This window comes from Halomonas rhizosphaerae, assembly GCF_030010555.1.
In the GTDB taxonomy this organism is placed as follows: Bacteria; Pseudomonadota; Gammaproteobacteria; order Pseudomonadales; family Halomonadaceae; genus Halomonas; species Halomonas rhizosphaerae.
Map to the genome: position 1 here is coordinate 42,592 of NZ_JASCQP010000035.1, position 24,408 is coordinate 66,999.

22 protein-coding genes are annotated in these 24,408 nt (G+C 69.0%); 16 read left to right on the forward strand and 6 right to left on the reverse strand.

Features of this window, described 5'->3' with window-relative positions; all coding sequences use genetic code 11:
* Positions 1–55 precede the first annotated feature (55 nt).
* Positions 56–1,315, reverse strand: a complete 1,260-nt coding sequence (locus QLQ83_RS16070) for a 6-phosphofructokinase (RefSeq protein ID WP_282736522.1) — start codon at positions 1,313–1,315, stop codon at positions 56–58.
* 208 nt (positions 1,316–1,523) lie between these two features.
* On the opposite strand from QLQ83_RS16070, the gene mpl reads away from it, so the two are divergent.
* The 3 genes from mpl to QLQ83_RS16085 are packed head-to-tail and all read left to right on the forward strand — an operon-like array spanning position 1,524 to position 4,145.
* Complete coding sequence (mpl, locus tag QLQ83_RS16075; protein WP_282736523.1) at positions 1,524–2,927, forward strand: UDP-N-acetylmuramate:L-alanyl-gamma-D-glutamyl-meso-diaminopimelate ligase; 1,404 nt, start codon at positions 1,524–1,526, stop codon at positions 2,925–2,927.
* On the forward strand, positions 2,908–3,525 hold the full coding sequence (locus QLQ83_RS16080; RefSeq protein ID WP_282736524.1) for a flavin prenyltransferase UbiX: 618 nt from the start codon (positions 2,908–2,910) through the stop codon (positions 3,523–3,525). The genes mpl and QLQ83_RS16080 overlap by 20 nt, the downstream gene beginning before the upstream one ends.
* The gene (locus QLQ83_RS16085; RefSeq protein ID WP_282736525.1) at positions 3,522–4,145 is read left to right on the forward strand and encodes a LysE family translocator; all 624 of its coding nucleotides are present in this window, start codon (positions 3,522–3,524) and stop codon (positions 4,143–4,145) included. Before QLQ83_RS16080 ends, QLQ83_RS16085 begins: the two co-directional genes overlap by 4 nt.
* 124 nt (positions 4,146–4,269) lie before the next feature.
* Here the strand turns inward: QLQ83_RS16085 and QLQ83_RS16090 are convergent, their stop codons facing one another.
* Genes QLQ83_RS16090 through QLQ83_RS16100 form a run of 3 tightly spaced genes read right to left on the reverse strand, consistent with a single transcriptional unit; the run spans position 4,270 to position 7,513 of the window.
* Positions 4,270–5,673, reverse strand: coding sequence for a bifunctional DedA family/phosphatase PAP2 family protein (locus tag QLQ83_RS16090; protein ID WP_282736526.1), 1,404 nt, complete (start codon positions 5,671–5,673; stop codon positions 4,270–4,272).
* Positions 5,674–5,715: 42 nt separating this feature from the next.
* A complete protein-coding gene (locus tag QLQ83_RS16095; RefSeq protein WP_282736527.1) occupies positions 5,716–6,651 on the reverse strand; it encodes a diguanylate cyclase domain-containing protein in 936 nt (311 codons plus the stop codon).
* Positions 6,644–7,513: a hypothetical protein gene (locus tag QLQ83_RS16100; RefSeq protein ID WP_282736528.1), complete on the reverse strand. Its 870-nt coding sequence runs from the start codon at positions 7,511–7,513 to the stop codon at positions 6,644–6,646. The genes QLQ83_RS16095 and QLQ83_RS16100 overlap by 8 nt, the downstream gene beginning before the upstream one ends.
* A 97-nt stretch (positions 7,514–7,610) precedes the next feature.
* Between QLQ83_RS16100 and QLQ83_RS16105 the strand changes: the two genes are divergently transcribed.
* The 11 genes from QLQ83_RS16105 to lipB all read left to right on the forward strand — a co-directional run bounded on the left by QLQ83_RS16105 (position 7,611) and on the right by lipB (position 18,081).
* Positions 7,611–8,918 (forward strand): glutamate-5-semialdehyde dehydrogenase, encoded by a 1,308-nt coding sequence (locus tag QLQ83_RS16105; RefSeq protein ID WP_282736529.1) that lies wholly within the window; start codon positions 7,611–7,613, stop codon positions 8,916–8,918.
* 59 nt (positions 8,919–8,977) lie between these two features.
* Positions 8,978–9,607 (forward strand): nicotinate-nucleotide adenylyltransferase, encoded by a 630-nt coding sequence (nadD, locus tag QLQ83_RS16110; protein ID WP_282736604.1) that lies wholly within the window; start codon positions 8,978–8,980, stop codon positions 9,605–9,607.
* Between the two features lie 77 nt (positions 9,608–9,684).
* Positions 9,685–10,053 (forward strand): ribosome silencing factor, encoded by a 369-nt coding sequence (gene rsfS / locus QLQ83_RS16115; protein WP_282736530.1) that lies wholly within the window; start codon positions 9,685–9,687, stop codon positions 10,051–10,053.
* Positions 10,050–10,517 carry a 23S rRNA (pseudouridine(1915)-N(3))-methyltransferase RlmH gene (gene rlmH, locus QLQ83_RS16120; RefSeq protein WP_282736531.1) on the forward strand — a complete coding sequence of 156 codons (468 nt, stop codon included), beginning with the start codon at positions 10,050–10,052 and terminating at the stop codon, positions 10,515–10,517. The genes rsfS and rlmH overlap by 4 nt, the downstream gene beginning before the upstream one ends.
* Positions 10,518–10,609: 92 nt before the next feature.
* The gene (gene mrdA / locus QLQ83_RS16125; RefSeq protein ID WP_282736532.1) at positions 10,610–12,517 is read left to right on the forward strand and encodes a penicillin-binding protein 2; all 1,908 of its coding nucleotides are present in this window, start codon (positions 10,610–10,612) and stop codon (positions 12,515–12,517) included.
* Positions 12,518–12,519: 2 nt separating this feature from the next.
* On the forward strand, positions 12,520–13,680 hold the full coding sequence (gene rodA, locus QLQ83_RS16130; RefSeq protein WP_282736533.1) for a rod shape-determining protein RodA: 1,161 nt from the start codon (positions 12,520–12,522) through the stop codon (positions 13,678–13,680).
* Positions 13,681–13,742: 62 nt separating this feature from the next.
* The gene (gene mltB / locus QLQ83_RS16135) at positions 13,743–14,777 is read left to right on the forward strand and encodes a lytic murein transglycosylase B (protein WP_282736534.1); all 1,035 of its coding nucleotides are present in this window, start codon (positions 13,743–13,745) and stop codon (positions 14,775–14,777) included.
* Positions 14,774–15,694 carry a septal ring lytic transglycosylase RlpA family protein gene (locus QLQ83_RS16140; protein ID WP_282736535.1) on the forward strand — a complete coding sequence of 307 codons (921 nt, stop codon included), beginning with the start codon at positions 14,774–14,776 and terminating at the stop codon, positions 15,692–15,694. The genes mltB and QLQ83_RS16140 overlap by 4 nt, the downstream gene beginning before the upstream one ends.
* Positions 15,695–15,749: 55 nt before the next feature.
* Positions 15,750–16,952, forward strand: a complete 1,203-nt coding sequence (locus QLQ83_RS16145) for a D-alanyl-D-alanine carboxypeptidase family protein (protein WP_407650098.1) — start codon at positions 15,750–15,752, stop codon at positions 16,950–16,952.
* A 137-nt stretch (positions 16,953–17,089) separates the two neighbouring features.
* Positions 17,090–17,401, forward strand: coding sequence for an HP0495 family protein (locus tag QLQ83_RS16150; protein WP_282736536.1), 312 nt, complete (start codon positions 17,090–17,092; stop codon positions 17,399–17,401).
* Positions 17,401–18,081 (forward strand): lipoyl(octanoyl) transferase LipB, encoded by a 681-nt coding sequence (lipB, locus tag QLQ83_RS16155; RefSeq protein ID WP_282736537.1) that lies wholly within the window; start codon positions 17,401–17,403, stop codon positions 18,079–18,081. The genes QLQ83_RS16150 and lipB overlap by 1 nt, the downstream gene beginning before the upstream one ends.
* Positions 18,082–18,201: 120 nt before the next feature.
* Here lipB and lipA read toward each other — a convergent pair whose 3' ends face one another.
* Positions 18,202–19,254, reverse strand: coding sequence for a lipoyl synthase (gene lipA, locus QLQ83_RS16160; protein WP_282736538.1), 1,053 nt, complete (start codon positions 19,252–19,254; stop codon positions 18,202–18,204).
* A 202-nt stretch (positions 19,255–19,456) separates the two neighbouring features.
* Positions 19,457–20,443 (reverse strand): LysR family transcriptional regulator, encoded by a 987-nt coding sequence (locus tag QLQ83_RS16165; RefSeq protein WP_282736539.1) that lies wholly within the window; start codon positions 20,441–20,443, stop codon positions 19,457–19,459.
* 111 nt (positions 20,444–20,554) lie between these two features.
* Here QLQ83_RS16165 and QLQ83_RS16170 point away from each other — a divergent pair, with 111 nt between their 5' ends.
* Positions 20,555–21,463, forward strand: coding sequence for an ATP-binding protein (locus QLQ83_RS16170; RefSeq protein WP_282736540.1), 909 nt, complete (start codon positions 20,555–20,557; stop codon positions 21,461–21,463).
* 131 nt (positions 21,464–21,594) lie between these two features.
* Positions 21,595–24,390: a DUF3141 domain-containing protein gene (locus QLQ83_RS16175; protein WP_282736541.1), complete on the forward strand. Its 2,796-nt coding sequence runs from the start codon at positions 21,595–21,597 to the stop codon at positions 24,388–24,390.
* Positions 24,391–24,408: the final 18 nt, after the last annotated feature.

Consider the following 24,408-nt stretch of genomic DNA (forward strand, 5'->3'; position numbering starts at 1 on the left):
AGCACCATCCTGCTCGGCGCTCGGCGCTCGGCGCTCGGCGCTCGGCGCTCGGCGGCTAGATCTTGAATTCCGGCAGCTTGCGCTCGACCCGGGCCAGCTTGAGGTGCGCCACCTTCGGAAGGCCGTTCTCGAAGGGCGGGAAGTCCTCGCCCTGTATCAGCGGCGACAGGTACTGGCGGCAGGCCTCGGTGATACCGAAGCCATCCTCGCGGATGAACTCGCGCGGCATGAACTTCTCGCGGTTGGCGACCTCGGCCAGCGGAGCCGCCTCGATGCGCCACTCGTAGGGGGTCTCGCTGACGCGCTTGATCGCAGGCATCATGGAGTTCTTGCCCTCGATGGCCAGCTCCACGGCCTTCTCGCCCACCGCGTAGGCCTGCTCGACGTCGGTCTTCGAGGCCAGGTGGCGAGCGGCCCGCTGGAGGTAGTCGGCCACGGCCCAGTGGTACTTGTAGCCCAGGTCCTGCTTGACCATGCCGGCCAGGGTCGGCGCCACGCCGCCGAGCTGGCGGTGGCCGAAGGCGTCGGTGTTGCCGGAGTCGGCGAGGAAGGTGCCGTCCTCGTAGCGCGCGCCCTCGGAGACCACGATCACGCAGTAGCCGTATTTCTTGACCGATTCCTCCACCCGGGCCATCACCCTGGCGCGGTTGAAGTGCACCTCGGGAAAGATCACCAGGTGAGGGGGGGCGCCCTCGCCCTGGCCGGCCAGGGCGCCGGCGGCGGCGATCCACCCGGCGTGGCGGCCCATCACCTCGAGCACGAACACCTTGGTGGAGGTGGCGCACATCGAGGCGATGTCCAGCGAGGCCTCGAGGGTGGAAGTGGCGATGTACTTGGCCACGCTGCCGAAGCCCGGGGAGTTGTCGGTGATCGGCAGGTCGTTGTCCACGGTCTTGGGCACATGGATGGCCGTCAGCGGATAGCCCAGCTTCTCGGAGAGTTGCGAGACCTTGAGGCAGGTGTCGGCACTGTCGCCGCCGCCGTTGTAGAAGAAGTAGCGGATGTCGTGGGCCTTGAAGACCTCGATCAGCCGTTCGTACTGGGCACGGTGGGACTCGATGTCCTTGAGCTTGTAGCGGCAGGAGCCGAAGGCGCCCCCCGGGGTGTGGCGCAGGGCGGCGATGGTCTCGTCCGTCTCCTGGCTGACGTCGATCAGGTCCTCGGTGAGGGCGCCGATGATGCCGTTGTGCCCGGCATAGACCTTGCCGATCCGGTCCGGGTGGCGGCGGCAGGCTTCGATCACGCCGCAGGCGCTGGCGTTGATCACGGCGGTGACGCCGCCGGACTGGGCGTAGAAGGCGTTGTGCTGGGCCATGGGGCTTACCTGTTCCTGGTCACGTCAAGGGTTCCGAAAGCCCGTGAGTCTAGCCGAAAGTGGCAATGGCTGCACCTGCGTGCCCGCCGATCTCAAGTCGCCTTGGGCCCCGCGGGCGACGGTGGCGGCTGGAGCGCGCCGAGGGGGCCATGCTAGTCTCGCGCAGGTCGTGCCGCGGCCAGCGGCGCAATGAGTTCCCGGAGAGCGCATGCACCTTCATATCCTCGGAATCTGCGGTACCTTCATGGGCAGCCTGGCGCTGCTCGCCCGCGAACTGGGCCTCACCGTCAGCGGCTCCGACGCCAACGTCTATCCGCCGATGAGCACCCAGCTCGAGGAGGCCGGCATCGCGCTGTGCGAGGGGTACTCGGCGGACAACCTCTGGCCGCGACCGGACCGGGTGGTGATCGGCAATGCCCTCTCGCGCGGCAATCCCGAGGTCGAAGCGGTCCTGGACCTGGGGCTGGCCTACGTCTCAGGCCCCGAGTGGCTCGCCGAGCAGGTGCTGCCGGGGCGTCGGGTGATCGCCGTGGCTGGCACCCACGGCAAGACCACCACGGCGAGCCTGCTGGCCTGGCTGCTGGAGTCCGGCGGCCAGGCGCCGGGCTTCCTGATCGGTGGGGTGCCGCGCAACTTCGGCGTGTCGGCCCGGCTCGGCGCCCAGGATGCCCCCTTCGTGGTGGAGGCCGACGAGTACGACACGGCCTTCTTCGACAAGCGCTCCAAGTTCGTCCACTACCGCCCCGAGATCGCCATCCTGGGCAACCTGGAGTTCGATCACGCCGACATCTTCGAGGACCTGGGCGCCATCGAGCGACAGTTTCACCACCTGGTGCGTACCGTCCCCGGACGGGGCCGCCTGCTGGTGGCCGATGGTGAGCCGGCCCTGGACCGGGTACTCGAGATGGGGGCCTGGACCCCGGTGGAGCGCTTCGGCACCCAGGCCACAAGCCCCTGGCGGCTGGAGCTCGAGCGGGAGGATGCCTCGCGCTTCCGGGTGATCCATGAGCGCCACGATGGCGGCGCCGAGGTGAATGAGGACGCGGTGGTCGACTGGGCACTGACCGGTGCCCACAACGCCCGCAACGCCCTGGCCGCCCTGGCGGTAGCGAGTGCCTGCGGGGTCGATCTGCCGCGCGGCGCAGCGGCGCTGTCGCGCTTCGCGACGCCGCGGCGTCGCCAGGAACTGCGTGGGGAGGTGGCCAATATTCAGGTGATCGACGACTTCGCCCACCATCCCACGGCGATCGCCGCCACCCTGGAGGGGCTGCGGGCCGCGACGTCGCGTGGGCGCCTGCTGGCGGTCATCGAGCCGCGCTCCAACACCATGCGGCTGGGCTCCCTACGCGACCGGCTGGCGGCAAGCGTCGCCGCCGCCGATGCCGCCTTCTGGTTCGAGCCGCCGGGGCTCGACTGGTCGCTGTCGCCGGTGCTCGAGGCGAGCCCGGTACCGGCCCGGCTGCTCGACGACCTCGATGCCCTGGTGGCGGCCCTGGTCGCCGAAGCACGACCGCTGGACCGCATCGTGGTGATGTCCAACGGTGGCTTCGGCGGTATCCACGAGAAGCTGCTGGCGGCGCTGGAGGTGGCCCATGCCGACGGAACTGCGTGACCCGGTCACGGTGGCCCTGACCGGCGCTTCCGGGGCCCAGTACGGCCTGCGGCTGATCGAGGCGCTGGTGGCGGCCGACCATCAGGTGTGGGTGATGATCTCCAAGGCCGCCCACCTGGTGATCGCCACCGAGACCGACCGCGAACTGCCGGCGCGTCCCGCCCGACTGGCCGAGGTCCTCACCGAGCGCAGCGGGGCGGTGCCCGGCCAGATCCGCTGCTTCGGCCGCGAGGACTGGATGGCGCCGGTCGCCTCGGGGTCCGGGGCACCCTCGGCCATGGTGATCTGCCCCTGCAGCACCGGGACCCTCTCGGCGGTGGCCACCGGGGCCAGCAACAACCTGATCGAGCGCGCCGCGGACGTGGCGCTCAAGGAGCGACGCACGCTGATCCTGGTGCCCCGCGAGACCCCCTTCTCGGCGATCCACCTGGAGCACATGCTCGCCCTGACCCGCATGGGGGCGGTGATCCTGCCCGCCGCGCCGGGGTTCTATCACCAGCCGGCGTCGGTCGACGACCTGGTCGACTTCATCGTGGCGCGGATTCTCAACCAGCTGGGGGTCGCGCATCGCCTGATGCCCCGCTGGGGTGAGGCATGATCAACCTTTCGCTGCTGTCGGTGTTCGTGCCGACTTTCCTGCTGGTCTCGCTCACCCCCGGCATGTGCATGACCCTGGCCATGGTGCTGGGCATGACCCAGGGCGTGCGGCGTACCCTGTGGATGATGGCCGGCGAGCTGGTGGGCGTTGGCCTGGTGGCCTTCGCCGCCGGTGCCGGCGTGGCGGCGCTGATGCTGCGTCAGCCCGAGCTCTTCGCGCTGTTCAAATGGCTGGGTGGCGCCTATCTCGGTTACCTGGGCGTGATGATGTGGCGCTCTAGGGGGCGCATGGCCATACCCCTGGAACTGGAAGCGGGGCCCCCCGCCGCCCGTGGCCAGCTGGCCCTGCAGGGGCTGGTCACCGCGGTGGCCAATCCCAAGGGCTGGGCCTTCTTCATGGCCCTGCTGCCGCCCTTCCTGGACGCCTCCCGTCCGCTGGTCCTCCAGCTGGTGGTGCTGATCGCGGTGATCCTCTCCATCGAATTCCTCTGCCTGCTGCTCTATGCCACCGGCGGACGCACCCTGCGCCGGCTGCTCGGCGAGAGCGGCAACGTGCGGCTGCTCAATCGCCTCGCCGGGACCCTGATGGTCGGCGTGGGGCTCTGGCTGGCGCTGGGCTGACCCGGCTGCGCCGGGCCAGGAGCTTGAAGCTGGAAGAGCGTCGCTTCGCGACTGGAAGCTTGAAGAAAACCCCTGACGCCAGCGTCTGTGGAATCATGCTGCCTTCCAGCTTCCAGCTTCCAGCTTAGACCGCCGGCAACCAGGCGATCCGGGCCGCGATCAGCACCAGCGAGGCAACACCCAGCAGGTGCCAGGGACAGGGGCCGAGGCGCGGACGGGGATGTCGCTGCCAGGCCAGCTGCACCAGTGCGCAGACCACCAGGCCGAGCAGGGCACCGCCGATCAGGTCGCTGAGCCAGTGCACGCCGATCAGCAGGCGGGACAGGGCCATCGGCAGGATCACGGCAATGGCGGCCCAGTACGCCAGGAAGCGCCTGCCATGGGGCAGTTCCCGGGTGGCGAAGGCCGCGGCCATGCCGAACAGCACCACGGCGGTCGAGGTGTGGGTGCTGGGGTAGGAGAGGGAATCGGCCAGGTCGGCCGGCGTGTCGGGCCGAGCCCGCCCGATGGTCGCCTTGATCAGGGTGTTGAGCAGCGCGACGCCAACGAGCCCGCCGGTGATGTGCCAGAAGGCCGGCAGCTGGCGTCGCCACAGCAGCCAGGCCGCCCAGGGCAGGGTGAAGGCGAGCACGCCCAGCAGGTCGCAGGCCTTGGCCATCCCCCCCCCGAAGGTGGCCAGGCCCGGCAGCGCGAGTCTCTCCAGCAGGCCCGCGAGACGCAGATCCATGGCCAACGGGCCCTCGTGGTGGATCACCACCAGGGTCCAGGCGGAGAGGGCCGCCAGCGAGAGGATCAGCAGCAGCCAGGAGGCCAGCGGTGGCTCCTCCTCATGGGGCGGTGCGAGCAGCTGCCAGAGGCGCCGGCCCAGGGGGGTTCGCCCCGAGGCCCAGGCGAGGCCGCGGTAGGCGAGCCCGTCGCGGGTCACCAGGTGGCGGCACCAGGAGAACACCACGGCGAGAATGACCACCAGCACGCCCAGGGCGACCAGCCAGGGATTGAGCCCCTCGGGCAGGTCCAGCAGCTGCTGCCAGGTCCGTCCCAGCAGGTAACCCGGCAGCACATAGGCCGGTGCCCAGAGTAGTGCCGAGCCCAGGTTGGCCCAGGTGAAGGTGCGGGGCGACATCCTCAGCATGCCGGCGATCAGTGGCACCACGGGCCTCACCGGGCCCACGAAGCGGCCCAGGAAGACCGACAGCGTGCCGTGGCGCTGAAAGAAGCGGGCGCCCCGCGCCAGCCATTCGGGATGTCGTGACAGCGGCCACAGCACGGTCACCCGCTCGCGCTGGGTGTAGCCGAGCAGAAAGCTCAGGCCGTCGCCGGCCACCGCGCCGAGGAAGGCGGCGCCGAGCACCGGGCCCAGGGCCAGGTCCTGGTGTCCGGCCAGGGAAGTGGCGGCGGTCATCAGGACCACGCCCGGTACCAGCAGCCCCACCAGTGCCAGGGATTCGATCAGGGCGATGGCGGCGATGATCAGCAGCAGCAGCCCCGGCGAGGGGGCCAGCTGGAAGAGGGTATCGGCGATGCTCAAGGGGGGCTCCGTTGCCGTGCCGTGCGCTGGCGGAGGGGCGAATCAACCATCGGCCAGCGACTGGCTGACGGCCTGCAAGCGTTGCTCGAATCGTTGCCAGGATTCTCCCGGGCGCGGCCGGCAGAGGCGCAGTCGCGCCTCCATCGGACCGGTCTCCATCAGGGTGGCCTGCTCGAAAGCCTGGCCGAGTCGCTGCTGCACCAGCAGGGCGCCGCTCTCGGTGGTGTCCGGCAGTACCAGCCAGAAATCCGCCGGCCCCTCCCTTCCCAGGATGTCATGGTCGCGACAGCGGCTGGTGACGGCCTGGCAGAGGCAGTCCAGCAGGGCCTGTCTCGCCTGGGATCCGAACTGTTCCTCCGCCATCTCCAGCTGCGGCAGGTGGATCAGCATCACGGCCAGCGGCTGCCCGAGCAGTGCGGCGCGTTCGGCCTCGCTGGCCAGTCGCTCGTGCAGGGTCGCGCGCCCCACCGCCGGGCATTCGGGGTCGCGAGGGTCGGTGGCCCGCAGCAAGGCATGCTGGCGGACCTGCTCCCAGGGCACCAGGGCCGCCACGACCACCAGCGTCAGATAGCCCAGCAGCATGTTCCGGTCGAGCTCGCCGTCGCCGAGCAGGGCCAGCCAGACCGGCGTCAGCGCCACGTTGAGCAGCATCGCCGGGCCCAGCGGTAGCAGCAGCAGGGTGAGGACCGGCGGCACCCCGACCCAGAGCGACGGCAGCCCCGACTGTCGAGGCAGTTCCACGGCAATCAGCAGGTAGCCGCAGATCAGCACCAGGTAGGCGGCCAGACGCGTGTGATCCTCGCGCGTCACGCTCAGCAGGGTGGCCACCAGCATCAGCAGGAAGAGGGCAGCGGGAAGGGGGAGACGCTCGTACTCGCCCATCAGGTAGAGCCACAGGGCCATGCCCAGCAGCAGCAGCGCCCCGCCGGCGTACCAGGCCGCGAACAGTCTCAGGAATCGGACTCGGCGTTCAGGCATCGGCCGCTTCCCCATCGACCTGGAGGCCGGGTGCCTGTCGGGTCAGGGCCTGTCGTTCGTCCGCCAGCGATGCCAGGCCGGTCAGGGCGATCGCCCGGGCCGGGCCCCTTGCCTCCAGATGGCGCCAAAGCGCCTCGCGACGCTCCTCGGCTTCGCGATGGTTGCGGCTGGTCAGGATCACGGCCAGGGTTCGCGGGTCGAGGCGGTAGCAGGGCTCGAAACTGTGGGTCAGCCGGCAGAGCCGGTGGGCCAGTGACCAGCAGCGGTGTCGCGGGGTATGCAGCAGCAGCAACTCGGCATGCACGCCCTCGCGACGGCTGCGGGCCCGCTCGAGGGCGAGGTCCTGGGCCAGCCTGGCGCCGGGCCAGAGCGGCAGGCCGGGAACCAGGCGGGCCCGGCGCAGGGTGCTCTGACGCAGCGCGCGAAGGTCCAGGGCCCTGGACAGCCCCAACAGCATCAGGGCCGCCAGCAGCAGGCCTGCCAGGGCCCACTGCTCGAGCCCCAGCAGCTCGCGCAGTGGCCACCAGGTGGCCAGCGCCAGCAGGGCCTCGAGCAGCAGGATCCAGTGGGGTTGGGGGAGCATCAGCAGCACCGCCCAGGCCCACAGCCAGGTCACGTGCCGCTCGGGGTCCACCCACAGCAGAGCGGCCAGCAGCAGGGCGGGCAGCAGCTGCCAGGGCACCGTGGCGGGACGGCGATGGTTGAAGGCGAGCAGTAGCGCGGTAACGGCCAGCCAGGACGCGGCCAGCCACAGCAGCAGGGCCTCGGTCAGGGTCGTCGTGGCGATGGCCAGCAGGGCCAGCAGCGCCGCCGCGACCAGCAGGTTGCCGCGCAGCAGTCCGACTTTGTACTTGGTCTGCATGGTGGCTTAGTATGAATCCCTTCCCGGTTTACGGCACAGTATAACGCCGGCATCGCCCTTGTCGCGGCGTTGCCGGCCCCAGGAGACACGCAACGGCATGACAGCTCAAGCCTCCCGCTCGGACCACGACGCCACTATCCTCGATATCGGCGATGTCGACGCCTACATGCAGCGCCTGGGGCAGGGCGCCCGCGAGGCGGCCACACGGATGCGCCGCGTGGACACCGCGGCCAAGAACGCCGCCCTGCTGGCCATGGCCGAGCATCTCGAGCGGGCCCGGGGCGAGGTGCTGGCCGCCAACGCCCGCGACCTCGCCCGGGGACGCGAGGGCGGCCTGGAGGCGGCCCTGCTCGACCGGCTGGCGCTTGACGACACGCGTCTCGATGCCATGATCGACGGACTCGCCCAGGTCGCCGCCCTCCCGGATCCGGTCGGCGAGATCGACGGCCTGCGCTCGCGGCCCAGCGGCATCCAGGTTGGGCAGATGCGCGTGCCGCTCGGGGTGATCGGCATCATTTACGAGTCGCGTCCCAACGTCACCCTGGAGGCGGCGAGCCTGTGTCTCAAGTCGGGCAACGCGGCCATCCTGCGGGGCGGGTCCGAGGCGCGCGACTCCAATGCCGCCATCGCTGCCTGCATCCGCGCCGGGCTGGAACGGGCAGGCCTTCCCGAGGGGGCCGTTCAGGTGGTGGCGACCACCGACCGGGCCGCCGTGGGTCGCCTGATCAGCATGCCGGAGTACGTCGACGTGATCATCCCGCGTGGTGGCAAGTCGTTGATCGAGCGCATCACCCGAGAGGCACGGGTACCGGTGATCAAGCACCTCGATGGCGTCTGCCACGTCTACATCGATGCCAGCGCTGATCTCGACAAGGCCCTGGCCATTGCGGTCAATGCCAAGACCCACCGCTATGGCACCTGCAACACCATGGAGACCCTGCTGGTCGATGCGCCGGTGGCCGAGACCCTGCTGCCGACGCTGGCGCGCGCCTACGGCGAGCATGGCGTCGAGCTGCGCGGCTGCGAGCGGACCCGGGCGATCCTCGGCGACCTCGCCGAGGCCAGCGAGGCGGACTGGCAGGCGGAGTACCTGGCCCCGGTACTGGCCATCCGCGTGGTCGACGGCATCGATGCCGCGATGGCGCATATCGAGCGCTATGGCTCGCGCCATACCGACGCCATCGTCACCGAGCACTATGGCCTGGCGCGACGCTTTCTCGCCGAGGTGGACTCCAGCTCGGTGATGGTCAACGCCTCGACCCGCTTTGCCGACGGCTTCGAGTACGGGCTGGGCGCCGAGATCGGCATCTCCACCGATCGCCTGCACGCCCGGGGGCCCGTGGGGCTCGAGGGGCTGACCACCCGCAAGTACGTGGTGCTCGGCGACGGCCAGGTGCGTCAGTGAGTCAACCGGGCCTGCCCGTCAGGGCCGACCGCGACCCGCCATCACCGCCCCGGATCGCCATGCTCGGCGGCACCTTCGATCCGGTGCATCTGGGCCACCTGCGCAGCGCCGTGGAGCTTCGCGAGGCGCTGGCCCTGGATCGCGTGCACATGGTGCCCGCCGCCATGCCGCCACTGCGGGGCGAACCCCGGGTCTCGCCCGCCGAGCGCCTCGCCCTGTTGCGTCTGGGGATCGGCGATACGCCGGGCCTGGTCGCCGACCCCCGGGAGCTCGAGCGTGACGGGACTTCCTACAGTGCCGACACCCTCGCCTCGCTGCGCCGGGAATTCGGTAGTGAGGCGCGCCTGGTGATGGCGCTGGGCCACGATGCCTTCCTGCGGCTGGCCGACTGGCATGAGCCAGAGCGGCTCTTCGAGCTGGCCCATGTGGTGGTGATCGATCGACCGGACCACCGGGCCACGCTGCCCGAGCCGCTGGTGGATCTGCTGGCCGGACGCGAGGCCGAGGAAAGCGAGACGCTCATGGCCCGGCCCGCCGGACGGCTGCTGCGCCTCAGGCTGCCGTCGCGCATGGCGATCTCGGCCACCGAGGTGCGTCGGCGCCTGGCGGCGGGCCTCAGCGTGCGCTATCTGCTGCCGGAGGCGGTGGAGGCGCTACTCCTGTCACGGGGCCTCTATCGGCACCGCTGAGTGCTGCCCAGGCGGTCGCCAAGTCGGTACAATGGGGCCGAGGATTTCCCGCTGATGAAGGGCTGACACGAAGGGCTATGCATATCGACGCACTCAAGACTCTGGTGATCGACGCACTGGAGGACCTCAAGGCTCAGGACATTGCCGTCCTGGATGTCTCACGACTGACCAGCGTGACCGACCTGATGGTGGTGGCCAGTGGCACCTCCAGCCGCCATGTGGCGGCACTGGCCGACAACGTGGTCCAGGCCACCAAGGAGCAGGGCATCCCGCCGCTGGGTGTCGAGGGCGAGAATGGCGCCGACTGGGTGCTGGTCGACCTGGGCAACCTGGTGGTGCACGTGATGCTCCCCGAGACACGGCAGCTCTACGACCTGGAGCGACTCTGGGCCGACCTGCCAAGCGATACGGACTCCCGTGTCGAGGAAGGGGTTCACGGTTCATGAGGATCCGCCTGCTGGCGGTGGGCACGCGCATGCCCGACTGGGTGTCGCGCGGTATCGAGGAGTATCGCAAACGCCTGCCCAGGGACTTCACCCTGGAGGTGGAGGAGATCGCCCCGGGGCAGCGCGGCAAGAATGCCGATCTGGCGCGAGCCATGGAGACGGAAGCCGAGCGGATACGTGGTCGCCTCAAGGGCGGGGAGCATCTCGTCGCCCTGGAGGTGGGGGGCAAGGCCTGGAGCACCGAGCAACTGGCTCGGGAGGCCGACGCCTGGCGCCTCGAGGGGCGTGACGTGGTGCTGCTGGTGGGTGGCCCGGATGGCCTGGAGCCGTCGCTCTCGGCGAGTGCCGACCAGCACTGGTCGTTGTCGCCATTGACGCTGCCCCATCCGCTGGTGCGCATCCTTCTCGCCGAGCAGTTGTATCGCGCCTGGACCCTGCTGGTCGGCCATCCCTATCACCGCTGAAGCCCGTTTCCGCTCTGTCACCGCTGAAGGCTGTTTGTACCCATGACCGCTGAAGGCTCTTCTGCTCAACCATTCCGAGGTCATCACCGAGCATGCGTCGGCGCCGCGAAACCCTGAAGAACCCGGAACAGGAGCTGCGTGTCTTCCGCATGCGCTCACTGCTGGCCGTGCTGGTGGTGGTGTGCCTGACCGGGCTGCTGGGCGGACGGCTGTTCTACCTTCAGGTGGTGCAGCATGAGGTCTACAGCACGCGCTCCGAGAAGAACCGCGTGCGGGTGGAGCCGCTGCCACCCACTCGTGGGCTGATCTACGACCGCAACGGCGTGCTGCTGGCCGAGAACCGCCCCACCTACAATCTCACCCTGGTGCGAGAACGGGTCGAAGACCTCGATGCCACACTGTCGCTGCTGGTCAACCTGCTGGAGATCCCCGAGGAGGAGGTCGAGGCCTTCCGGGTGCGGTCCCGCCAGCGCCAGCGTCCCTTCCAGCCGGCGTTGCTGATGAGCGACCTCGATGAGGAACAGATCGCCCGACTGGCGGTCAATCGTCATCGCCTGCCCGGCGTCGAGGTCCAGGCCCAGTTGTTGCGCTACTATCCCGACGCCGAGACCATGGTGCACGCGCTGGGCTATGTGGGGAGGATCAACGCCGAGGAGCTCGCGGGTCTGGATTCAGGCAACTATGCCGGTACCCACTTCATCGGCAAGACGGGAGTGGAGCGCTTCTACGAGGACGCGCTGCACGGTCAGGCGGGGTTGCGCAAGGTGGAGACCAATGCCCGCGGCCGAGTGCTGCGTGAGCTCGGTCACACCGACCCGGTACCGGGCCAGGACCTGACCCTGACGCTGGACAGCGAGCTGCAGAAGCTCGCCGTGGAGCTGCTCGACGGCCGACGCGGGTCCATCGTGGCCATCGCCCCGGGGAGTGGCGAGATCCTCGCCCTGGCCTCGGTGCCGGGGTTCGACAGCAACCAGTTCGTCACCGGCATCGACGTCGCCTCCTACCGGGCGCTCCAGGAGGACCTGGACCTGCCGCTCTACAACCGGGCGATTCGCGGCCATTACCCGCCGGGTTCCACCATCAAGCCCTTCCTGGCCCTGGCGGGGCTGGCCGAGGGCAAGATCACCCCCGACACCACCATCCGCGACCCCGGCTACTTCCAACTGCCCAACGACTCCCGGCGCTACCGCAACTGGCTGCGCTGGGGGCATGGTCGCGTCGACCTGGAGCGGGCCATCGCCGTCTCCAACAACACCTATTTCTACTCCCTGGCCCATGACCTGGGCATCGATCGCATCCATGAGAACATGTCGGCCTTCGGCTTCGGGCAGCGAGTCGCCCATGACGTCCAGGGCGAGAGTGATGCCCTGATGCCCTCACGTGACTGGAAGCGTGGGCGCTTCAACCAGCCCTGGTACCCCGGCGAGACCCTCTCGGTGGGCATCGGCCAGGGCTACTGGCAGCTCACCCCGCTGCAGCTGGCCACCGCCACGGCGGTGCTGGCCAACCGCGGCCAGTGGGTCAAGCCCCGCCTGGCTCAGCGGATCGGCGAGGAAGAAGTGCCCGTCGACCTGCCGGACACCCCGGCCGACATCACGCTCGGCAATGAGGGGTGGTGGGACCGAGTCTTCTCCGGCATGGAAAAGGTGGTCTCGGGCAATGAGGGGACCGCGCGGCGCATCGGCAAGGACCTGGACTATCGGATGGCGGGCAAGTCCGGTACCGCCCAGGTGTTCTCCCTGGGCCAGGACCAGAAGTACAACGCCGACGAGCTCAAGGAGCGGCTGCGCGACCATGCCTTGTTCATGGCCTTCGCGCCGGTGGAGGACCCGCAGATCGCCGTGGCGGTGATCGTCGAGAACGCCGGGGGGGGCAGTACCCATGCCGCTCACCTGGCCAAGGCAATGACCGATGCCTGGCTGCTCGAGGACGAGGCCCCGGATACCGAGGAGGTGCGTGAGGTGCTCGAGCGCGAAGATGGCCGGGTGGCAGGAAATTGACCATGATCTGGAGCGAACTGACCCGTGGCATGCGGGCCCATCCCGTGAAGCCCTCCCTGAGCGGCATCGCCCGGCGTCGCAGCCTGTGGGAGCGGATCCACCTGGATCCCTGGCTGCTCGGCATGCTGCTGGTGCTGATGCTGGCCGGGCTGGTGGTGCTCTACAGCGCCAGTGGCCAGCGCCTGCCGGTGGTGACCGCCCAGGCCATCCGCTTCGGCGTGGCCCTCGTGGTGATGGCGGGCCTCGCCCAGCTCTCGCCGACCACCCTGCTGCGCTGGACGCCACCGGTCTATGTGGCCGGGGTGCTGATGCTGGTGGCCGTTGAACTGATCGGCGACATGGGCATGGGCGCCCAGCGCTGGCTGGTGATCCCCGGGGTGATCCGTTTCCAGCCCTCGGAGATGATGAAGCTGGCCATGCCGATGATGGTCGCCGCCTGGCTGAGTCGTCAGCCCCTTCCACCGCGCTGGCGCGACCTTCTGGTCTGTGCGGTGATCATCGGCCTGCCGGTGGTGCTGATCGCCAAGCAGCCTGACCTGGGGACCTCGCTGCTGGTCACCGCGGCGGGGGTGTTCGTGATCCTGCTGGCGGGCCTCTCCTGGCGCTTCATCCTGTTCTGCGGCGTGCTGGCGGCATCCGCACTGCCGCTGCTGTGGATGAACCTGCACAACTACCAGCGCCAGCGGGTCCTGACCTTCCTCGACCCCGAGAGCGACCCGTTGGGGGCGGGCTGGAACATCATCCAGTCGACCACCGCCATCGGCAGTGGCGGCTTCTGGGGCAAGGGATGGCTGCAGGGCACCCAGTCGCAGCTGGAGTTCCTTCCCGAGCGTCATACCGACTTCATCGTCGCGGTGCTCGGCGAGGAGTTCGGCCTGGTGGGGATGCTGGCCTTCCTGCTGCTCTACCTGCTGATCGTGGGGCGCGGACTCTGGCTCGCCGGCGCCGCCCAGGAGACCTTCGGACGCCTGGTGGCGGGCAGCATCATCCTCACCTTCTTCATCTACGTCTTCGTCAACGTGGGCATGGTCAGCGGTATCCTGCCGGTGGTCGGCGTACCGCTCCCGCTGGTCAGCTACGGCGGGACCTCCAGCGTGACCTTGATGGCGGGTTTCGGTATTCTCATGGCCATTCATGCCCACCGCCGCCTGCTGCCGCGCTAGGCAGTCGATACGACTCAGGGAGAGCTGACATGACGGTGTCGTCACCACAGGGAAAACGCTGGATGGCCTGGCTCGCGGGTGGCCTGCTGGCATGGGGGGCGACGACGGGGTGGGCGGCGGACTTCGATCCGCAGCGCCACCCCGAGGCGCGGCGCCTGGTGGAGGAACTGGTCGACAAGGGCGTCGACCGCGACTGGCTCCAGGCCGCCCTGGCAGACGCCGAGTTTCGCCAGCCGGTCCTGGATGCCATGGCCGGCGCCGCCGAACGGCGCCTGCGCTGGGACGAGTATCGGGACATCTTCCTGGATGCCCCGCGCATCGCTAACGGAGTGGCCTTCATCGAGGCCCACCCGGCGGCCTTCGCGAGGGCCGAAGCCGAGTACGGCGTGCCACCGGAGGTGATCGCCGCGATCATCGGGGTCGAGACCCGCTACGGTGGTGTCACCGGCGATCATCGCGTCCTCGACTCCCTGGCGACCCTGGCCTTCCATCATCCCAGCCGGGGTAGCTTCTTCCGCGGCGAGTTGGCCGCCTTCCTGGAGATCGCCTACGAGGAGGAGCGGGCTCCCGGCAGCCTGACCGGCTCCTACGCGGGGGCCATGGGCTATCCGCAGTTCATTCCCACCAGCTACCGGGCCTATGCGGTGGACTTCGATGGCGACGACCTGCGCGATCTCTGGACCAACCCGGTGGATGCCATCGGCAGCGTGGCCAACTACTTCGCCGAGCACGGCTGGCGGCCCGGCGAGCCCCTCTATCACGAGGCCGAGGGGCCTGCCTCGCCTCCCGACGGTATCGAGTTCAACCGTGCGGCGCGGCCGCCCGCGGTGCCGGCGGCGGACATCGCCGCGGCGGGCCTCGAGGTGCCGGACTCGCTGGCCGACGATCATCGCCTGCTGCCGGTGGCACTGGAGGATGGCGAGGACACCTGGCGCTACGTGCTCGGCGAGCACAATTTCTACGTGATCACCCGCTATAACCACAGTCATCTCTACGCCATGGCGGTAAGCGAGCTCGCCGAGGCAATTGCCGAGGCACGGGGCCTGGAGGCTCACTGGCTCGACGCCACCGACACCACCCCGGAGGAGGCCTCATGAGACGCACCTGTGTCGCCCTGAGCGTGCTGCTGCTGCTGGCCGGCTGTGCCGGGGGCGATCGCGGCCCCCGTCCTTCCAGCGGTGAGGCGTCCAGCGAGGCGCCGGCCACGTCGGGAAGCGGCGAGCGCTATGCCCTGGCCGGCGACGCCTATCCCGAGGATCCACCCGATGTCGCCGAGGTGCCCGACGCGGTGCCGCGTCGCGAGGCGCGCTCCAGGGGAGGCAACAAGTCCCCATATGAGGTGTGGGGCAAGCGCTATGAGGTGATGGCGGAGGCGCGTGGTTACAGCCGCCAGGGCAGGGCTTCCTGGTATGGCGAGAAGTTCCATGGGTATGCGACCTCCAACGGCGAGATCTATGACATGTACAAGATGAGCGCTGCCCACCGTTCCTTGCCCCTGCCCAGCTTCGTGCGTGTCACCAGCCTGGACAACGGCCGCTCGGCGATCGTGCGGGTCAACGACCGCGGCCCCTTCCACAGCGATCGCGAGATCGACCTCTCTTATGCGGCGGCGGCACGCCTGGGCATCCTCGAGCAGGGCACCGGCCGGGTGAAGGTCGAGGCCATCGACGTGGAGCGCTGGATCGCCGACAACGGCGATGCCTCCCGGGCGGGGGAGACCTCGTCGCCCCGGGAGGCATCGGCCAGCGTCGCGTCCGAGGCGCCACGCGACCGGCCCGTGGCCGGCGGCGGTGTCTTCCTGCAGGTGGCGGCCCTGGGTTCCGCCGACGGTGCCCGGCAGCTCAAGTCGCGCCTGGAGGGCGAGATCGACCGGCCCGTGCGCGTCGCCAGTGCCACCGGTCTCCATCGGGTCCAGGTCGGCCCCCTGGAGGATGCCGGCCAGGTGGACCCCGTCCGCGAGCAGCTGCGCCGGGCGGGCTTTGCCCAGGCCTTCGTCGTCGACGATGCCGACTGAGTCGGCCCCCCTTATTTCGAACCACCCCGCGATGCCCTTGATGAGAACCCTTGCCATGAGATTCACGCTTTTCTTCCGCCGCTGCCGGTTGTTGCCGCTGCTGCTGGTCAGCCTGCTGCTGGTCATGTCACAGGCCACGGCCCAGGTGATCCCCGCGCCGCAGACCATGATCCCCTCGCCGCCGCAGCTGGCGGCCAGTTCCTGGATCCTGATGGATGCCGACAGCGGGCGGGTGCTGGTCGAGCACAATGCCGACGAGCGTCTGCCGCCGGCCAGCCTGACCAAGCTGATGACGGCCTACCTCGTGGAGCGCGAGCTCGACCGGGGCAACATCGCGCCGGAGGATCTGGTGCCCGTCAGCGAGAAGGCCTGGCGCACCGGGGGCTCCAAGATGTTCATCGAGGTCGACACCCTGGTGGCGATCGACGAGCTGCTCAAGGGCATCATCATCGTCTCGGGCAACGATGCCAGCGTGGCCATGGCCGAGCACCTGGCCGGCGGCGAGCGTCCCTTCGCCGACCTGATGAACCAGCACGCCACCCGACTGGGCATGCACAACACCAACTTCGTCAATGCCACCGGCCTGCCCGACGACAACCACTACTCCTCGGCCCGCGACCTGGCGCTGCTCTCCCAGCACATCATCAACGACTACCCGGAGCACTACGCCAACTACGCCAGCAAGCAGTTCACCTATGGCGGCATCGAGCAGCCCAACCGCAACCGGCTGCTGTGGCGCGACAGCAGCGTCGACGGCCTGAAGACCGGCTGGACCGAGGCCGCGGGTTACTGCCTGGTGGCCTCGGCCAAGCGCGACGACATGCGCCTGATCTCGGTGGTCATGGGCACCGCGTCCGAGGAGGCCCGCGCCCAGGAGACCCAGAAGCTGCTCAGCTATGGCTTCCGCTACTACGAGACCCTCAAGCTCTATGACGCCGGCGCCGTGCTCAACACGCCTCGGGTCTGGGGCGGCGACAAGAACGAGCTGCGCGTCGGCGTCGACCGCAACGTGGTCATGACCGTGCCGCGCGCCCGAAGCGAGGAGCTCACCGCCAAGCTCGACATCCAGGCCGACCTCACCGCCCCCATCGCCGCCGGGGATCGGGTGGGGACCATGGAGGTGCGCCAGGGCGAGGAGGTGGTCGGCGAGCGTCCCCTGGTCGCCCTCGAGAGCATCGAGGAGGGGGGGCTCTTCAAGCGCCTCTTTGACCAGGTGCGGCGCTTCTTCACTAACCTGGTCGGTGGCTGGTTCGACTAGGCCCTACGGCCAGGTAAAGGGTGCAGGCGACAGTGAAATCCCCCGTGCTGCGCCTTCTTCCCTGGCCGCCTGGCGTTGGTCTCACCGCCCCAGGTTGAGTAACATACTCGGATATCCACGACCCGCCGGAAGGCTTCATGAACGACAACTCCCTGCGCGACCTTCGCAAGCCCCGTCGTCAGGCGGGTGGCAAGCCGCCGAAGATCACCTTTCCCTGCGACTACCCGATCAAGGTGGTCGGCGATGCCGCAGAGGATTTCGCCGCCACGGTCTGCCAGATCGTCATCCGGCATGATCCGGCCTTTGACGCGAGTGCCATCCAGGTGGTCCCCAGTCGCCAGGGCCGTTTCCAGTCGGTGCGCCTGACGATCCGCGCCACCGGCGAGGTGCAGCTCAAGGCGCTCTTCGACGAGCTCAAGGCCACCGGCCGCGTGCACATGGTCGTCTGATGGCAGACGATAGCGTGCTGCCACCCATCCAGTTGTATCGCCTCGGCCGTCGGCCCTATACGCCCGTCTGGCAGGCCATGCGCGACCTCACCGATGGCCGCGATGCGCAAACCCCCGACCAGTTCTGGCTGGTCGAGCATGACCCGGTGTTCACCCAGGGGCAGGCCGGCAAGCCCGAGCACCTGCTGATGCCCGGCGACATCCCGGTCGTGGCCACCGATCGCGGCGGGCAGGTGACCTACCATGGGCCCGGCCAGGTCGTGCTCTACCCGCTGCTCGACGTGCGGCGCGGACGGCTGGGCGTGCGCGACCTGGTCACTGCCCTGGAGCAGGCGGTGATTGCCGTGCTGGCCGAGCACGGGGTGGTGGCCCATGCCCGCCCCGATGCGCCCGGCGTCTATGTGGGGGAGGCCAAGATCGCCTCTCTGGGGCTGAGGATCCGTCGCGGTGCCAGCTTCCATGGCGTGGCCCTCAATGTGAACGGCGACCTCTCGCCGTTCTTGCGGATCAACCCCTGCGGCTATGCCGGCATGGCCATGACGCGGCTGGCCGACCTGAGCGATGGCTGCCCGGGCGTCGAGGCGGTGGGGGAGCGCCTGGCCGAGTGCCTGGCGCGGGAACTGGGGCGGGAGTTAGAAGCGCCAGGCAGCCATGCGCCGCGCCGCCAAGCTGACCTGTGATGGGCGGCAGGTGATGTAGTAGAGCAAGCCCCCGCGGTACAAGCATCCAGTGGGGGCCTTGCGTTGACGCCAGAGGTGGCAGAGACATCATGCTGTTTGCTCGGCGCTCGGCCCTTGCCCCTATCCGACGTTGATGGCGTCGATGCGCTTCGGGTCGGCCTGCTGGCCGGGCACCTCGGCGGGTGCCGCCAGGCCCAGGTTGTTCTTCTCGAACACCCGGTCGGCCCGATAGCTGGAGCGCACCAGGGGGCCGGACGGCACCTCCATGAAGCCCTTCTCCAGGCCCAGCACGCGATAGCGCTCGAACTCCTCCGGGGTGACCCAGCGCTCCACCGGGAGGTGGTTGCGCGTGGGGCGCAGGTACTGGCCCAGGGTCACGATGTCGACGCCGATGGCCCGCAGGTCGTCGAAGGTCGTAAGGATCTCCTCCTCGGTCTCGCCGAGACCGAGCATCAGGCTGGTCTTGGTGATCACATCGGGCCTGTGACGCTTGGCGTGGGCCAGCACGTCCAGGGTCTTGCGGTAGCCGGCCCGGGGATCGCGTACCCTTCCGGTGAGCCGTTCGACGGTCTCGACGTTCTGGGCAAAGACCTCGAGCCCCGAGTCGACGACCCGCTCGATCGACGAGGGCTCGGCATCGAAGTCCGGGGTCAGCGCCTCGACGACCACCTCGGGCGTGCGGGCCTTGATGGCACGGATGCAGTCGGCGTAGTGGGTGGCGCCGCCATCGGGAAGGTCGTCACGGTCCACGGAGGTCAGCACGATGTAGCGCAGGCCCATCAGCTCGACCGAGCGGGCGGTATTGTCCGGCTCTTCCGTGTCCAGCCAGCCCCTGGGGTTGCCGGTATCCACCGCGCAGAAGCGGCAGGCGCGGGTACATACCGAGCCCATCAGCATGATGGTCGCGGTGCCGTTGCTCCAGCACTCGCCCTGGTTGGGACAGTGCGATTCGGCACAGACGGTGCTGAGTCGATGGGTGGCCACGTTCTTCTTGACCGCCTCGAAGCGTTCGCCGCCGGGAATCTGGGCACGCAGCCACTTCGGCTTGCGGCCGTCGGCACCGCCGTCCTCGGTCTGGCGACGCGCCTTCATGCCATCCTTGATGGCGGCCGTGCCATGATCGTTGCGGTACTTCTCGCCGCTGGAGACGCGTGGGGAGGGGGTGTCGCTCATAGCATTGAGCCTCTCTGCTCGCCGGCTGTCGACGCCATGAGGGCGCTACCGCGGGGTCTCCGGGTGCGCGCCAGTCGGCGGTTCCAGGCAGCCTGGCACGTCGAATGATACGTGGTTCGCAAGCTGGTAAAATACCACAGGATCCGTTGTTCTGGACAGCCGGGCCCGTGGTGTACCTGGCCTGGGCCAGCTGCGGCGCCGGTCAGTAGGCCGTCACCGGCAGACAGTCGACGCCGTGACTCGGCAGGGGACTCGGCGGGGCACTGAAGTGGGCGTGGAGCTCGGACAGGTGTTCGCGCACGAAGCGCAGGAACAGCTCGGTGACAGGGGTCGGGAAGCGCTCCCTGGGGTGCACGGTGCACCAGGAGTGACGCAGCGGGAAGCCAGGCAGGGCGAGCGGCGCCAGCAGGCCCGCCTCCACCTCCAGGCGAACGGCGAGTCGTGGCAGTACCGAGACCCCGAGCTGTGCCATCACGCCCTGCTTGACGGCCTCGTTGGTTCCCAGTTCGATGGCATGCTGCAACCGCACGTCCTGGTCGGCGGCTAACTCCTCGAAGGCGCTGCGCACCCCGGAACCGGGCTCGCGCATCAGCACATAGTGACGGGCGAAGTCCTCCAGGGTGGGGGCCTTTGCCTCGAGCAGCGGGTGTCCGGGCCAGACCACGGGGATCATCTCGTTGTCGAGGATCGGCATGAAGACCAGTGCCTCGTCCTCGGGCACCCGCGCCATGATCACCAGGTCGTCGCACCGCTCGGCCAGCCGTTCCAGTGCCTGACGGCGGTTGCAGACGCGCAGTCGCACCTGGACATTGGGATAGTGGGCGCGGAAACGGGCCAGCAGGTAGGGCACCACATACTGGGCCGTGGAGACCGCGGCCAGGTTGAGTTCGCCGCGGATGGTTCCGGCCATGTCGGACAGGGTCATCTGCAGGCGCGAGACCTGGCCGAAGATGGCCCGGGTCGAGGCCGCCAGGGCATCGGCGGCGGGCAGCAGGTGGAGGGTGCGCCCGGCGTACTTGAACAGCGGCTGTCCCAGGGCCTGCTCGAGCTGGCGGATCTGGGCGCTGACCGCAGGCTGGGTCAGGCCCAGCGTTTCGGCCGCCCGCGAATAGGAGTGCTGGTCATAGACCGCTCGAAATACCTGCAGCTGGCGAAAGGTCAGTCGGTTGAGCAACTTGGGTGAGGTCATGGATCGTTCGTTCGTCGGCGGCACGCCTTCCGCCTCCTGAGGGACTCACACGCATGCTAGCACCGCAGACGCTCTGCCTTCCATCGCCTGCCAAGGCCCGGGAGAACCCGCTTGTCGTGGCGGACTGACCGCGCCTCGTCGCGCCTGCTGGTCGCGGCCCATGGGTTGGCCGCGCTGCGCGTACAGCAGGCCGGCGACGAGCTGGGGCTTGCCACCTGTCTGACCGAGGGGGAGCCCGAGGCCCTGGTGCTCAGGGCCCGCGCCCTGGGATGCCATGCCCTGCACCCCGGCGAGGCAAGCAGCGAACATCTGCTGGCTCTCGCCGGCGCCTGTCGGCGTGACGGATTGCGCCTGATTGCCCCGGGCCAGGCCATGCTCGAGGCCATGGCCGACCGGATCGCCATGCGGCGAGTGATGCGCGAGGCCGGCCTGCCGCTGGCGCCCGAGGGCGGGAAGGGGCACCGGGTGAGGGTGCCGGTACTGGCCGACGGGCAGGGTCGGGTGGTGCACCTGGCGGTGCGTCATTCGCCCAGCGCCGGGCTGGCGATGGCGCCCGTACCCTGGCTGACGCCGGAGCAGCGCTGCTACCTGGGGCAGCTTGCGGTACAGGGTGTGGCCAGCCTGGGGCCGGTCGGGCTGGTCGTCGCCAGTTTCCGGGTGGCCGGCAATTGCATCGGCTTCGAGGCCATCTCGCCGGGCCTCGCCGGCGACGAGGCCCTCGACGAGGTGCTGATCGGGATCGATCCGGTGGTCGAGCAGCTGAGAATCGCTGCGGGCGATCCACTGCGCCTTCGCCAGACGCGGCTCGATGCGAGAGGGCATGCCCTGCTGTGGCAGTTGTCCCTCGACTCGGCGGTGTACTTCGGCGGCGGTCCCGGGCTGCGGCTGGATCGAACCATCGAGGGCGGCGAGGCCCGCCTGATCGCCTGGGGTCGGCGTCCCGAGGTGGCGTGGCGACGTGGTCGGCGGGCCCTGGTCGAACTGCTGGGCGAGGCCCCCGCGAAGGCGCGGCTGCCCTGAATGCTGCTTAGGACTCCGGCATGCGGCGCTCGCAGCGCCAACGTTCATGCGCTATATTGCACTGCAACAAAGCCCGATTTCATGCATCGTCGCCGGGGACACCCTGGCATCGAGCAACCCTGGAGCTCAAGATGAATCCCCTGATACCGACTCCTGCAGCCAGCGTGCTGCCCTTCGTGGATCCGTTCGGTTTCGGACGCGCCGCCTGCGATTACTGGCGGGACACCCTGGAACGCAGCGTGCTCTTCATGGACGTCATGCGCCAGCGCGGCAACCAGTACCTCGAGCATATCGAGAAGACCAAACCCAACGTGCTGGGCTTCGATGCCGAGGTGCTGGTGGACGGGCGCAAGCTCTCTCGCCCAGTCAACTACGAGCTGCTGCGCATCCAGCCTCCCGAGGGGGTGGAGACCGACCTGCAGATGCGCCCCTTCGTGGTGGTGGATCCACGCGCCGGCCATGGACCGGGCATCGGCGGCTTCAAGCCCGACAGCGAGATCGGCGTGGCCCTGCGGGCCGGGCATCCCTGCTACTTCATCGGGTTCCTCCCTTACCCGGTGCAGGGACAGACCGTCGAGGACGTGGTGGAGGCCGAGGTCGCCTTCCTGCGCCATGTCATCGAGCGTCACCCGGAGACTTCCGAGAAGCCCATGGTGGTCGGCAACTGCCAGGCGGGCTGGCAGATCATGATGGCCGCGGCCCTCGAGCCCGAGCTCTTCGGGCCGATTCTCATCGCCGGTTCGCCGCTCTCCTACTGGGCCGGTGAGCGTGGCAAGGCGCCGATGCGCTATACCGGGGGCCTGACCGGCGGCAGCTGGATGACGGCGCTGTTCAGCGACCTGGGCGCGGGGCTCTTCGATGGCGCCTGGCTGGTGCAGAACTTCGAGCGCCTGAACCCGGCCAACACCTGGTGGAGCAAGCAGTACCGGCTCTACGCTCAGGTCGACACCGAAGCGGAACGCTATCTGGAGTTCGAACGCTGGTGGGGTGGTCACGTGGTGCTGGGCGGCGACGAGATCCAGTACATCGTCGACAACCTCTTCGTCGGCAACCGTCTCTCGACGGCCCAACTGGTGACTTCCGACGGGCGTCGCATCGACCTGCGCAACGTGCGTTCACCGGTGGTGGTGTTCTGTTCGAAGGGCGACGACATCACACCGCCGCCGCAGGCCCTGGGCTGGGTGCGCGACCTCTACGAAGGGGTCGAGGACGTCATCGCCAACGAGCAGACCATCGTCTACTGCGTCCATGACACCACCGGTCACCTCGGCATCTTCGTGTCCGGCAGCGTGTCGCGCAAGGAGCATGCCGAGTTCACCGCCAACATGGACTACATCGACGTCCTGCCGCCCGGGCTCTACGAGACCACGGTCTCGAGTGCCGCCGAGCGCGAGGATGCCGAGCTGATCGAGCGTGACTACCTGCTGGAGTTCACCCCGCGGACCATCGAGGAACTCGACCAGGAGGTCCAGCACCGCCCCGAGGACGATACCCGCTTCGCTACCGTGGCACGGATCTCCGAGATCAACCTGGGGTTCTACCGCCTGTTCATGCAGCCCTGGGTCCAGGCCCTGGCCACGCCCGAGTCGGCCAAGTGGATGCGGCGGATGCACCCCAACCGCATGGGTTACCGTCTGCTGTCCGATCGCAATCCGTTGATGACCGCAGTGCCGGTGCTGGCCGACAAGGTACGCGCCGACCGCCACCCGGTGCACGAGGACAATGTCTTCCGCGCGGTGGAAGGCATCCTGTCCGACCAGGTCACCCGCGGCCTGAACGCCTGGCGGGACCTGCGCGACAGCAGCAGCGAGCGTTTCTTCCTCGACGTCTACGGCCAGCCGATGCTGCAGGCGATGGTGGGCCTGGGCGGCGACGCCCATGTGCACCGTCGTCGCCCGGGGGCCGAACCCGAGCATCGCCGCTTCATCGAGCGTCGCCGCGACGAGGTCCACCACGCGATCACCGAGGGAGGCAGCCACGAGGCGGTCATGCGCTCGGTGATCCATGTGCTGGGGGGAGCCCCGGCGACCGACGAGCGCAACTTCAAGCGGCTGCGGGCCTCGCGGGCCGAGCTCGAGCCGGGCATCCAACTGGCCGACTTCAAGCACCTGGTGCGTGAGCAGTTCTTCACCCTCCAGCAGGACCATGAGGCGGCACTGGAGGCGATCCCGACCCTGCTGAAGGGTCAGACGGCCAGCCAGATCGATGCCCACCTGGCACATATCGAGCATGTCCTGGCGGCCAGTGGTGAACTGAGCGAGCATGCGGCAGATCGCTTCGAGCGCATCAAGGGGCTGTTTCATCAGGCCATCGAGCACGCACCCCAGGTCGAGCAGGAGGCTCTTCGGGATGCCCAGGCCAGTGTGGTCAGCGAGGCGCGGGCCGGAGAGGCGGCGCGTCGTGAGGTCGAGCGCCTGATGGAGTCGCTCCCCGTCGCCGAGCAGGCCCCGGTTGAAACCTCCGACCAGGCCGCATCGGATGAGTCGAGCGTCAAGCTGGACGCCGAGCCCTCGACGGCCGAGGCAGCCAGCACGGCGGCCCCGGCGCACCAGCCGACCGGTGAGTCTGTCGCCGAGGCCCCGGCGCAAGAGCCTGCTAGTGACGGCTCTGCCGAGGCTCTGGCGCAAGAGACGGCTAGTGACGGCTCTGCCGAGGCTCTGGCGCAAGAGACGGCCCGTGAGTCCGCTGCCGACGCTCCGGCGCACGAGCCGGACAGTACGGTCATCTCCGAGGCGCCCGTGGAAAACGTCCCCGGCAAGTCGTCCACCCAGGTCAGCGAGAATTCCTCTAGCGGCGAGGATGGGGCCAGCAGCACCTCGCCGGCGAACCAGGACACGTCCACTGGCACCAAGGCGCCGGTCAAGCGCAAGCCTGCAAGCCGCGCTACACCGCGTCGTCGGACGCCGCGCAAGACCCGCAAGAGCTGATCTCCCGCCTTGCGGCAC